8 protein-coding genes are annotated in these 12,748 nt (G+C 64.4%); 4 read left to right on the plus strand and 4 right to left on the minus strand.

Annotated features, from left to right (window positions below):
- Positions 1–21 precede the first annotated feature (21 nt).
- The 4 genes from ABIC75_RS16320 to ABIC75_RS16335 all read left to right on the plus strand — a co-directional run bounded on the left by ABIC75_RS16320 (position 22) and on the right by ABIC75_RS16335 (position 3,867).
- Positions 22–1,032 (plus strand): hypothetical protein, encoded by a 1,011-nt coding sequence (locus tag ABIC75_RS16320; protein ID WP_354014949.1) that lies wholly within the window; start codon positions 22–24, stop codon positions 1,030–1,032.
- Positions 1,033–1,133: 101 nt separating this feature from the next.
- Entirely contained in the window at positions 1,134–2,087 is a 954-nt protein-coding gene (gene pip / locus ABIC75_RS16325) for a prolyl aminopeptidase (RefSeq protein WP_354014950.1), read from the plus strand.
- 258 nt (positions 2,088–2,345) lie between these two features.
- Positions 2,346–3,296 carry a hypothetical protein gene (locus tag ABIC75_RS16330; RefSeq protein ID WP_354014951.1) on the plus strand — a complete coding sequence of 317 codons (951 nt, stop codon included), beginning with the start codon at positions 2,346–2,348 and terminating at the stop codon, positions 3,294–3,296.
- A gap of 109 nt (positions 3,297–3,405) precedes the next feature.
- Complete coding sequence (locus ABIC75_RS16335) at positions 3,406–3,867, plus strand: hypothetical protein (RefSeq protein WP_354014952.1); 462 nt, start codon at positions 3,406–3,408, stop codon at positions 3,865–3,867.
- 66 nt (positions 3,868–3,933) lie between these two features.
- On the opposite strand, the gene ABIC75_RS16340 is transcribed toward ABIC75_RS16335, so the two are convergent.
- The 4 genes from ABIC75_RS16340 to ABIC75_RS16355 form a co-directional block, all read right to left on the minus strand.
- Complete coding sequence (locus tag ABIC75_RS16340; RefSeq protein WP_354014953.1) at positions 3,934–5,514, minus strand: tryptophan halogenase family protein; 1,581 nt, start codon at positions 5,512–5,514, stop codon at positions 3,934–3,936.
- Between the two features lie 199 nt (positions 5,515–5,713).
- Complete coding sequence (locus ABIC75_RS16345) at positions 5,714–8,155, minus strand: TonB-dependent receptor (protein ID WP_354014954.1); 2,442 nt, start codon at positions 8,153–8,155, stop codon at positions 5,714–5,716.
- Positions 8,156–8,520: 365 nt separating this feature from the next.
- Positions 8,521–11,049 (minus strand): glycoside hydrolase family 3 N-terminal domain-containing protein, encoded by a 2,529-nt coding sequence (locus tag ABIC75_RS16350; RefSeq protein ID WP_436407936.1) that lies wholly within the window; start codon positions 11,047–11,049, stop codon positions 8,521–8,523.
- A 361-nt stretch (positions 11,050–11,410) separates the two neighbouring features.
- Positions 11,411–12,424, minus strand: a complete 1,014-nt coding sequence (locus ABIC75_RS16355) for a LacI family DNA-binding transcriptional regulator (RefSeq protein WP_354014956.1) — start codon at positions 12,422–12,424, stop codon at positions 11,411–11,413.
- Positions 12,425–12,748 lie beyond the last annotated feature (324 nt).

Below are 12,748 nucleotides of genomic sequence, written 5' to 3' on the forward strand. Positions count from 1 at the left end.
TTCATTGCACAAGGATGTGGCATGGCGAAGCACGCAGTTTCTTTCGGTGTGATGTTGGCCGTTGCAAGCGCAACGGCCAACGCACAGCAGCGAGTGGAAGTGCCTGCGACGTATGAGGCGGGGCATTTCTATGCGACGCCTACGCTCGCCAATGGGCATGTGCTGCGATTGCTGGTCGATACCGGTGGCGGCGGTAGCGGTGGCTGGTTCGTGATGTTCAAGGCGGGCGTCACGCGTGCTGCGCTGACATCCAGGCCTTGCACGGTGGATGACGAGTCTCTTGAAGTCGTCACGACGCTCGACTATCGCGAAGGCCAGGGGCTGCCCACTCGCAGCGCTACGCCTTGCCATGCGCCTGCGGTCATCACCAGCGAAGAACCGGCCGATTCGATGGACGGTCTGCTTGGTTCGGGCTATCTGCCCGGCCAGATTTGGACGTTCGACTATCCGGCGCAAAAGCTGTGGCGGGAAGCGAGCGACTGGCGATCGAGTGCGGATATGCATCGCGCCACGCTCGGCATGCTGCGCAACTCCAAAGGCACGCCACGGAGCGGCTTTGCGCGCATCAGCGTGCAGGTCGATGGCAAGCCACTGGATCTGCTGCTCGATACAGGCGCCACCGCGCATCCCACTGAAGCCGGCAAGATCGCCGGCACGGAGGTGACGGCGAGTGGCTTCGGCGTCACGTCGTACATCACGACCAGCCAGCTCGAACGCTGGCATGGCCAGCACCCGGCCTGGCGCGTGGTGAACGACGGTGACGATCTGGGCTCGCGTGGCCCTGGCAAAGGCGCACGCCTTATCGAAGTGCCGCATCTCGTGGTCGCCGGATGGGACGTGGGGCCGGTGTGGTTCACCGAGCGGCCGGACGCCAATTTCACTGCACGGCCAGGCAACTGGCTCAACATGATGGACGGTCCTGTCGCTGGCGCACTTGGCGCGAACGTGTACCGGCACTTCCGCATGACCATCGACTATCCCCATGGCGCGGCCTACCTGGCCTGCAGCGCAGGCTGTCGTCCCACGTCCTGAAGAACAGCTGGCAAACGCCCTTGTGGAAAACGTTTCACGAGGGCGCTGTTCCGTTGGCCTTCGCTCTCGCTATGCTCGCCGCATCGCCAGGAGACACGAGCATGCGCGAGCTATACCCCGAGATCGAGCCCTATCGCACCCAGCGGCTGCGCGTGGACGACATCCACGAGCTGCACATCGAGGAATGCGGCAATCCGAATGGCCTGCCGGTGATATTCCTGCACGGCGGGCCGGGTGCGGGCGTGTCGCCGTATCACCGCCGCTTCTTCGATCCCGCGCGTTATCGCATCGTGCTGTTCGATCAGCGCGGCGCAGGCAAGTCGACGCCGCATGCGGAGTTGCGTGACAACACCACCTGGCATCTGGTGAGCGATATCGAAGCGATCCGCGAGCACTTCGGCATCGAACGCTGGGTGGTGTTCGGTGGATCGTGGGGCTCGACGCTGGCGCTTGCTTATGCGCAGAAGCATCCGGAACGCGTGCTGGGGATGGTGTTGCGCGGCATCTTCCTCGGTCGTCCGGGCGAGCTGCGCTGGTTCAACGAACTCGATGGCGGCGCGCGCTGGATCTTTCCGGAGCGCTGGGAACGCTACGTCGCTCATATTCCCGAGAACGAACGCGACAACATGGTGGAAGCCTACTGGCGTCGCCTGGACAGCGACGACGAAACCGTGCGCGTCGCCGCCGCCATGGCCTGGGGCGACTGGGAAGGCGGCAGCACCACGCTGCTGCACGACCCCGACGAGCCGAGCACGCAGGGCGAGCCGCATGTCGCCGTCAGCGTGTCGCGTGCGGAAGCACACTATTTTCGTCACAAGGTGTTCCTCGAACCGGACCAGCTGCTGCGCGATGTCGATCGCGTGCGCCACATTCCAACCACCATCGTGCACGGCCGCTACGACATCATCTGTCCGGTGAAGAGCGCGCACGATCTGGCCACGGCGTGGCCCGAAGCAGCGTTTCATATCGTGCTCGCAGGACACAGCGCGGCTGATCCGGCAATCGTGGACGTGCTGGTGAACGCCACCGATGCGTTGGCCGATCGATACGTGTGATGCCGGCGCAGCGGTTCGCCACGCGTCCGCGCACAGCGCGTAATGCGTGGCCGATATCGCCCCCTTGTCACCCGCGAACGACTGGGGTTTGATGCAGCCATCTGGCGACGACGTCCCCCTTTGTTGCGTCGCCTGAACTCAGAAGGATGGACGCGATGCCTCTGGTATTCGCGACTCTGACCGGATCGAACGAATCCGGTCGGATGGATGTGCCTGGCTCCAGGGGTTGTCGTACTGCCACGCCAATGAGGGACTGACATGCGCGCACGCAAAGCTGGCAACACGCTTGGTTTTCTCGCCGTCGTTCTGATGCTGATCGCGGGCGCCGTCCAGGCGACGCCAGCGACCGATGCGCCCCGGATGACTCCGACGCTGGATTTCGTCGCTTCGCCCTATGCGGACTTTCTGTTCTATCTGTTGCATCGTGACAATGCGAACTTCCCTGACTTGCGCGCGTCCGTGCCGCTGGGCGACGTCAAAGAGCTAAACACCGGCGGCTTCCTCCCCGGGTACGCGATGGTGTCGGACATCCGCAGCTATGCCGACCTGTACCGGCTTGCCTACACCTACGACAACAGCACCGCCCTGGTCGCCGCACTCAAGCAGGGCGAGTCGCACTTCCCCGCGTTCATGGCGTACTGGAAGCGAGAGGTGGAACCCAAGGAGCAGGAGACCATTGCCGCCTGGAAGGCCCAAGAGGCGAAGGCACACAACGTCGAGCGGTTGGAAGGCCTCACGCGCCTGCGCTTTCCCTATTCCGCCGTGAAGGTCGCGGTGATCGCGCTCGGCCCGCTCGGTGGAAATATGCAGAATCCTCCCATCATGTTTGCCACCATGAAGGATGCGAGTTTGCCCGCGGTGGTGGGCTACGACGGCACGCACATGATGCTGAGTGGCCACGCCGACGATTGGAAGAAGCGCGCGAAGGCTGCGCAAGCGATCAGCCTGATCTATGCGCACGGCGGTACGTCCTACGACATCGAGGAGGCGCTGTGCCTGCTCATGCAAGCGAAGCTTCCCGCAACCTATGGGAGCGGCGCCGATCATTCACCCAACGACAGCGGCGACACGCCGCGGCGCGTGCTACTGCGCGCGATGGAGCGGGATTGGGATCGTTATCGCGGTGACGCGTCAATCAATGCCGTGGATTTCGCCATCGACGAAACCATCCGCACGTTCGGCACGGCCGGCGTCGCCACGCTGCCCTGAGCACGTCTCGCGCATCGCCAACCGCTGGCTAAACGCAGGTTCTTCAAGCAAGGCCTGCGCAAGCGGCATCACCGAATAATGCGGCCACTTTCCAACCCAAGAGGGCCGCATGAAATTGCTGTACAAGCGCATGATGTTGACGACCAGTCTGGCCGTGTTGTTGCCGTTGGCTGCCCACGCCGATATGCCGGGTCGCCACCCGGCTTACCTGCACGCGCTGTCCGATTTGCGCGCGGCGCGCTGGATGCTCTCGCATCGCCCGGGCGATGCTGCGGTGAGCAGCCAGGAAGATATCGCCATCTCGGAAATTGATCGCGCGATCGGCGAGATCAAACACGCTGCGTATGACGACGGCAAGAATCTCGATGATCATCCGCCCGTGGATACGGGCATGGATCAGCCGGGACGCCTGCACCAGGCCGCGCAGCTGCTGGCCAAGGTGCACAACGACATTGATCGCGAAGAAGATGACCCGCAGTCGCGCGAGCTGAAGCATCGCGCCTTGATGCACGTGGATCAGGCCGAAGCGGCCGTGGACCACGCCATCGGCGACGTTCACTACGGGCGATGAGCCAGTGCACGCCAGCGCCCTGCTGCGGCGCTGGCGTGCTTGCATTGAACCGCGGTCGCTCCGCTACTACGCGACCGCGCCCTCGAGCCCCGCACGCTCGCGATACTCGCGGCACATCTGCTCCACCAGCGCGCGGTGGTCGGGCAGATCGTGCAGCGCCTGCGACGCGGCGAGCTGGATGTTGCGGAATTCCTGTCGCGCTTCGTCCACGCGCGGGTAGGCGCTGCGCATGGCCGACAAGTCTGTCTTGAACTCCATGCCGTAGAGCACGTATTGCCAGCTGGAGACGAGGAACATCTCCAGGTCGCTGACGAAGTCCAGGCGATGCGGCGGTCGCTGCTTCCATTGCGCCAGCTTGTCCTGCAGCGTCCGCGGGATGCTGGCCGAATCGGTGTTGTCGATCCAGAACTGGGAATCGCGCCGCTGGCTGAGGCAGTAGTGCATCTTGATAAAGTCGATGATGCGGTCATAGCGCGCGATCATCATCTCGTTGAAGTGGCGCGCCGCCAGTTCCATCGCGTCCGTGTCGCTTGGCAACAGGTGCGTGAGCAGATAGGTCGCCAGCTCGATCAGCGCGATGCCGGTGGATTCCAGCGGCTCCACGAAACCGCCGGCCAGGCCGACTGCCACGCAGTTCTTGCGCCAGTGTTCCGGGCGATAACCGGTTTCGAACTTGATGTGGAACGCCTTGAGGTCGTCGGCAGCCGGGCCGAGATACTTGCGGAATACCGCTTCGGCGCGCTCGACGTCGGTGTGTCGCGAGGAATACACGTAGCCCGCGCCGCGACGCTTCTGCAAGCCGATATCCCAGATCCAGCCGGCTTCCTGCGCGGTGGAAATGGTGTACGAAGGAATCGGTGAATCGGGCTTTTCGTATGGCACCTGGATGGCCACGGCGCGATCCGCGAACAGCACGTCGGCGCGACTGCGGAACGGCGATTGCATCACGTTGCCGATCAGCATGCCCTTGAGGCCGGTGCAGTCGACGTAGAGATCCGCCGTGAGATCACCGAGCTCCTTCGTCACCACGCGGGCGATGGCGCCGTGCTCATCGAGCTCCGTGCGCTCCACCGTGGCGATGTGGCGTTTCACGCCCAGCGTTTCCTGGCCGTGTTCGGCGAGCACGCGCGCAAAGCACGCGGCATCGAAATGGAAAGCGTGGTTCATCGGCCCCTGGTAATCGGGGTCCTTGAAACGCTTGGGTCCGCGCGAGTGATCGACCAGCGTGGTCTGCATCGACACCGCATCGGCGAACGGCATGCCTTCCGGCGCGGCGCCGAGCAGCCAGTATGGCAACAACTCCGGGCCACCAGGGCGCTGGCTCGGTGCATTGAACGGATGAAAGAAGTGATCCGCACCAGGCGTACCGGGCGGGCGCACCCAATGGCGATAGTGGATGCCTTGCTTGTAGGTCGCCGTGGCGCCCACGAGAAAACGTCGCTCGTCCAGGCCGATGGCCGAGAGCGTGCCGCGAATGGAGGGAAACGTCGCCTCGCCCACGCCGAGCAGGCCGATGTCCGGCGATTCCACCAGGTGCACCTGCACGCCATCCGGATCGACGGCGTTCACCGCCTTGGCGAGGTAGCACGCAGCGAGCCAGCCGGCGGTGCCGCCGCCCACGATCAGCACTTTCTTCAGACGAGCCATGGTGTCTCCCGGCTGGCGGGATCGCCAGCGCGTCGCGGCGATGCAACCGCAGACGATAGTAAGAAAGAACTGCCGGGCCGCCCCACGCGGACCCGGCAAAAAAGCCATTCAAGGGGAGAGGCGGCGATGCTCCCGGGAGCATCGCCTGAAGAACGGCAAACCACGGGCGGCGTGTTCGTCATGGGGCCGCCCTACGTCATCAGAACCAGACGCCGAACTGCAGGCCGTAGGTGCGCGGCGCGAGGTACTGCGACACGTACTGCAGCGAGCCATCGGACATCAGGAAGCGGCCGGCGCTGGTGCGGATCTTTCCATCGGAGATGTTCTGCACGTACGCATTGACCCACCACTTGTCGCCCGGCTCGGTGTAGCGCAGCGAGAGATCGCCGCGCGTGTACGCCTTCTGCTGGTCGCCTTCGCCGAGGTTGAAGTAGCTCAGCCACTGCGAACTCTGGTACTGCGCGCTGATGCGCGGCGTGAGGCGGCCACCGTTGCCGAGATGGAAGTCATGCTCGTAGATCGCGGTGAGCGAGACGTTCGGCGCGTGCGGCAAGTCGTTGCCGGTGACGTTCGCGCAGTTGGCTAGGTTGGACGCCGGCGGACACGCGGGCAGGCCCTGGTAGTCGTTGCTGCCCGCGTAGACCAGCGTGCCGAGTTCCTTCTTCGGAATGGCCGAGAAGATCAGGTTGGCGCGGTCGTCCTTGGTCTGATACGCCAGCTCCGATTCGATGCCGAACACCTTGGTGCTGCCGCCCACGTTGGAGAAGCCCAGGCCGTGGTTGCCGTCCGGATAGACGATAGGCGCAGACAGCTGGAAGTTCTTGAAGTCTTCGTAATAGATGGCCGAGTTCCACGTCATGCGGCCATCGAGGAAGCTGAACTTGCTGCCGATTTCATAGTTGGTCAGCGTCTCGGGCTTGTACAGCGTGCCCGCGTCCTGCGTGCCGCCGGACTTGTAGCCGGTGGACACGCTGGCGTACAGCAGGCCGTTGGCGCCGACGTCCGTATCCACGCGCACCAGCCAGGTCGGCTTGCTCTTGCTGTACTTGGCGGTGTTTCGCTGCGAGATGCTGAAGCCGTTGGACGGATCCGGATACACGCCCGGCGAGATCGGCAGCTGCGGCACGGTGGGATCGTAGTTCCAACCCCAGTTGATGCCGCCCTTGTTTTCCTTGTCGTCATGCGACCAGCGCGCACCACCGGTCAGGCGCCAGTGATCGCTGATGTGCCACGTGGCCTGGCCGAACAGCGCATACGACTCCACCGTTTCCTTCGGCTGGATGAAGGAACCCTGCCAGTTCACGGAACCGTACTTGGTGCCGTTCATGATGGGGATGTCGAAGCGGATGTTGTTGTCTTCGTAGCCGTAGTACGCGCCCACGATCCAGTCCACGGTCTGCGGGCCGGTGGACTTCAGGTCCACTTCCTGGCTCCAGCTTTCGTAGTTGGAGTAGTTGGTGCGGTCGTCCTGATACACGCCGTTGGTGGTGAAGCTGGTGGGCACGCTGACGCCCACGTCCTGGTCGAAGTCGCTCTTGCCCGAGTAGCGGTTGTAGCCGGCGATATAGCTCAGCTCCATGCCCTCGTTGATGTTCCAGTCCATGCGGCTGCGCACCGTCTTGGACGTGCGGTCCAGGTACGGCGCCGTGTCGATCAGCGCGGACCAGAAATCCTGGCCCTGACGCGGCGTCTGCATCAGGCTGAGGTCCGGCGTGCCGCGATCAAGGAAGTACTCGTAGGAGAGGTTCCACTTGAACGAATCGCTGGGCTGCCACAACGCGCTCACGCGCGCGGCGGACTGATCCTGCGAGTTGTACTTCTTGCCGCCCTGCACGTACTGGCTGGGATCGATCGGCTTGAAATTGGTCAGCGTGCCGCCCGACGCGGGCGAGGCAAGGTACGCCGCCTGCTGCTGCGCCACGCTGGGCAGTTCGCTCGACGGATTCTGGTAATCGACGTAACCATCGTGCTGCTCGTGCACCACGGCCACGCGCATGGCGAAGGTGCTGCTGATCGGCAGGTTGAACGCGGCGCGCGCACCCAGCTGGTTGAAGTTGCCCGCTTCCACCTGCGCATTGCCGTAGAAGCCCGCGGTGATATCGGGTTTGGCCGTCTGGAAGCTGATTGCGCCCGCGGTGGAGTTGCGACCCCACAGCGTGCCCTGCGGGCCGCGCAGTACTTCGACGCCATCCATGTCCAGCAGCAGGCCGGAGGCCGCTTCGGCGCGCGGCGCATACACGCCATCGACGAAGGTGGCCACTTCCGGATCGGCGTATTCGGTTTTCGCGCTGTCGTTGCCGATGCCGCGCAAGGTCAGCGTGACCACGCCGTGGTCGCCCTGGCTGGTGCCCTGCAGGCCCGGCACGAGCTTGGTGAGATCCTGCACAGTCATCACGCGCTCTTTGTCGAGCGTATCGGGCGTGATCGCGCTCACCGCCACCGGCGTCTTCTGCAGCAGCGTCTCGCTCTTGGTCGCACTCACCTCGATCGCGTCGAGCTGCTTCACCTTACGCTCGGCAGGCGGCGTGGCATTTTGCGAAGGCGCGCTCTGCGGCGCTGCATCCTGATCCGCCGCCAGCACTGCGCCGGGCGCAAGTACCAGGGACATGGCGATGTACAACGCCGAATAGCGCAACTTCATTTGGCTTCCCCTCAATTCATTCGGATTGTTGTTCGTCACCGCCCTCGACGGCGACTGGTTTGTTGGCTTCCCCGATGACAGCGCTGTCATTTAGGTTGATGACAGCGCTGTCATGTGGATCATAGAACGGTTGCCCGGTAGAAGCTTGACGCGTGGCAGCAAGTCCAAAAAGCCTTCGCAACCCTTGCTGCAGCTCACTTTTGCCTGGTGACGCGACCAGCCGAACCACCGTTTTTGATGCAAAGGCAAATGGCAGTTCAGCCGCCGGGGCTTGGTTATCGCTGACGCGCCCCCTCTCTCGAACCTCACCGGGGCCAACCTCACCCGGCCGCGCGAGCGCCCGGCTGCCGGTTGTCCTGCTTCGCTCACTTGGCGCACTCGACCACCTGATCGACATCCGTTCCCAGGGCTACGCGGGCGATGGCGATGTCCGTGCCTTTGCCGGCGCCCCACGCAAACGGCTGGTCGATGTGATGCATGTCGGCGCCCGCGGTGCGCAGGCATTTCAACGGCACACCCACGCGCGTCCACTGTCCCCGCGGCAACGTCGCCAGCGTCTTGCCCAGCGACACATGGCCCTGGCAATGCGCACCGCATGCCATGCCCACCCACACATCCTGTGTCGGCAGCGCATCGACGCGCAGCGTGGTCACCAACAACACGTCGCCGTTGGTTTCGCGATCGAGATCGAGCGGCGCGCGTGCATGGATGGCGAGCTGCGCGTTGTCCGCAGCCCAGGTGAAGCGGCGTGCATCTTCCTGCGCCTTGTAGTCGAGCGCCGCCATGTGCAACGCGCCGTCCGTCGTGGTGGCCGGCGACACATCGCCCGTGATGGACGCGCCACGCGCACCGATCAGCGTGAACGTGTAGCCGTGCACGGCCTTGCCGCGATCGAGATAGTTGCCCACCGGAATCTGCTCGCCGCTGATGCCCGATGTCTCAGAAAGTTTGGTCACTTGCGCGTGATCGGCATACGTGAGGCCGTAGCCCAGCGCGAACTGCGGCTTGCCCTGTCCCACCACGGCCGTGCTCGGCCACGCATAGGCCAGCTTGCCATGCACGTCGTTGCCGATGCTGCCGTCGCGCTTGCGCAACAGCACGTCCGCGACGCCGCCACCTTCGCTGCCTGGCAGCCACGCGGCGACGAAGGCATCGGCCGCATTGATCTCGCGATTCATCCACAGCGGACGACCACTGAGGAATACGGCCACCACGGGAATGCCCTGGCCGCGCAGGCGGCGAATCAATTCCAGTTCATGATCGTCGCCCGGATGGAACAGCAGGTTGGGAATGTCACCCTGAAATTCCGCGTAAGGATCTTCGCCGAACACCACCACGGCCACGTCCGGCTTGGTAGTGAAATGGCCGTCCGTTTCGATCTCGGCTGAGCCGCCTGCCGCTTTCACCTGCTCCACGAATCCGGCGCCGATGGACTGCGCGCCGGGGAAGTTCTCGTTCTTCAAGCCCGTGCCCTGCCAGTTGAGCGTCCAACCGCCGCTCTGGCGCGAAATGTTGTCGGCGCCATCGCCGGCAATGAGGATGTGCTTGCGCGGATCCAGCGGCAGCACGCCGCCGTTGTTCTTCAACAGCACCAGCGATTCGCGCACCGCACGACGTGCGATGGCGCGATGGGCCGGACTGCCGACGACATCGGCCGCCTTCTGCGCGATGGGCTGCGTCGACGGCGCGCCCTGGTCGAACAACCCCGCGCGGAATTTCACGCGCAGGATGCGCGCCACCGCGTCGTCCAGTCGCGCCTGTGGAATCACGCCCGACTTCACTTCGGCCAGCGTGTGCTCATACAGGCCGCGCCAGCTGTCCGGCGCCATCAGCATGTCGAGGCCGGCGTTGAACGACGCCGGGCAATCGTCGTTCGCGCAGCCCGGCACTTGCCCGTGCGAGTTCCAGTCGCCCACCACCAGGCCCTGGAAATCCATGCGCTGCTTGAGCACGTCGGTGATCAGCGCCTTGTTGCCGGACATCTTGGTGCCGTTCCAGCTCGAGAACGACGCCATCACGGTCTGCACGCCTGCATCGATGGCCGGCGGATAACCCGCCGCGTGGATTTCACGCAGCGTCGCTTCACTGACCTGCGCATCGCCCTGGTCCTTGCCGTTCTTGGTGCCGCCATCGGCGATGAAATGCTTGGCGGAGGCGAGCACGTGCGCGCCATCGAGAAACTGCGGCGTGCCCACCTTGCCCTGCAGGCCTTCCACCATCGCAGTGGCGTATTGCGCCACGAGTTTCGGGTCCTGCGAATAACCTTCGTACGAACGACCCCAGCGCACGTCCTGCGGCACAGCGAGCGTGGGCGCGAAACTCCAGTTGATGCCAGTGGCGCGCGTTTCGGCCGCGGTCGCTTCGCCGATCTGGCGGATCAGTTCCGGATCGTGCGCGCTGCCCAGCGCCGAATTCTGCGGGAACAACGTGGCGCCGACGGCGTTGTTGTGGCCGTGCACGGCGTCGATGCCGAACAGCAGCGGGATCGCTTGATGGCCGCTGCTCGTATCCATCGACGCGCGATAGAACGCATCGGACAGCGCCTGCCATTGCGCCACGGTGGCGGTGAGTTGTCCGTTGGGCTTGGAATTGCCGCCGGCGAGGATGGCGCCGAGGCGATACTTGCGCACATCGTCCGGCGTCACGCTGAGGATGTCGGCCTGGATCAACTGACCCACCTTTTCCTCCACCGTCATCTTCGCCATCAACGCGGCGACGCGTTGTTCCAGCACTGCGTCCTTGGGGAACGGCCAGGTGGCGCGCGGCCAGCTATCGGGGTGCACGGTCGACGCATCGTCGGCGCAGGCCACACCCACGGTGCACGCCAGAGCCACGGCAAGAACGGTCGGAACACAACGCAAACGACGAACGGAAGCCCGCACGGCTCTCTCCATCAGACAGGGGGGATGGCTCCCCCTTGGAGCCAGTCGGTCCGGAGCCTGACAGAAATGACAGCGCTGTCAATTCGCGATGCAACAAGCCCGGTAGCCGGGCCGCAAACTCAACGATCTTGCGAAGATTTCAATTAAAACAATTGCTTAAGCAGAGACACTCGGCCGAATTTAAGCGGGGAACTGCGGCGAGCTCTGAGCAGCCTGGGCTGGCCCCATCATCCGGCGCTCCTTCCCGTCGTTCCCGCGAAGGCGGGAATCCAGTGCCTTTTGGGCGCCGCGGAAAGGCGCTGGATTCCCGCCTTCGCGTGAATGACGGTGGCGTGGCGGGAAGAGTTGGCGAGAAATGAAGTTTCTAGAGAACTTACGGCGCTGCCGCCGTCGATTCGCGCAGCTGCAGCGCGTACGGCACCTGCACCAGCAGGCCAGGCCCACGGCCGCGCAGCACTTCCATCAGCTGCAGCGCCGCCAGCTTGCCCATGTCACGGCTGGGCTGGCGCACCGTGGTCAGCGGCGGCCACAGCTGCGTGGCCAGCGGCGTGTCGTCGAAGCCGCAGACGGAGAGATCGCGCGGCACTTTCAGCCCGCGCTCGTTGGCTGCCCACATCACGCCGGCGGCCATGTCGTCGTTGGCAGCGAAGATGGCAGTGGGCAACTCGGGCAGCGCAAACAGTTCGCGCGCAGCGAGCACGCCCGAACCGAACGAGAATTCGCCCTGCACCACGTATTGCGGATCGAACGGCAACCCGGCGGCTGCCAGCGCATCCTTGTAGCCGGCCATGCGCCAGCGGCTGGCGCCGTGGTTGGCGATGCCCACGATGTGCGCGATGCGGCGATGGCCCAGCTCCACCAGATGCATCACCATCGCCTTCGCCGCCTGTTGCTCGTCCATGCACACGCCGATGGACGCTTCGCGATGCACCGGCGAAATGCTCGAATGCGGCACGCCGTGCTCCTTCAAACGCTGCAGCAGCGGCGCGTAGTCGGTGAGCGGCGGCGTCATGATCACGCCTTCGATGTGGTGATCGAACACCAGCGCATCCACGCGGCGGATGAAATCCTGCCCGCGCATGCGCAGCGGGCAGGCCATCATGCTGTAGCGGTGCGCATCGCACGCATCGAGCACGCCGTCCTGCACCTCGGCCAGATAGGTCGAGGCCGGGTTGTCGTTGTTGTCATAAAGCATGGCAACCAGGAACGAGCGGCTGCCGGCCAGCCCGCGTGCCGCGGGGCTGGGGCGGTAATTCATCGATTCCATCGCCGCCAGCACCTTCTGGCGGGTGGATTCCTTCACCGAGGATTCTTCGTTGAGGACGCGGGAAACCGTTTTTGGCGAGACACCCGTCGCGCGCGCTACATCTTCGAGGCGGACCCGCATGACTTCTCCCAACGGCGAACTGCTGCCCAGCCAATATGCCCTTTGCGCCCGGCGCTTTACAAGAACTGTCCATGGCCGCGGGACTGTGCCAGGGCCACCATCCCGGGGCGCTTGCGCGTTCCGCCGAGCAGCCGGGCGCCACGGATATACCAATGGCCGGTTGAGGCGGCGCCGAGACCGGGCGCATAGTAGATGGGTGCGGCCACAACGCCGTTCACCGGCGAAGGGGCGCCGGACCTCGCAGCACAGCAACAGTGCAATAGCCTATGGCCGGCATCGCGACGCATCGCCCCAGCGCGAGCCGCGCCCACGTTTGTTCCCGCG

It is taken from the genome of Dyella japonica, assembly GCF_040545895.1.
In the GTDB taxonomy this organism is placed as follows: Bacteria; Pseudomonadota; Gammaproteobacteria; order Xanthomonadales; family Rhodanobacteraceae; genus Dyella; species Dyella japonica_D.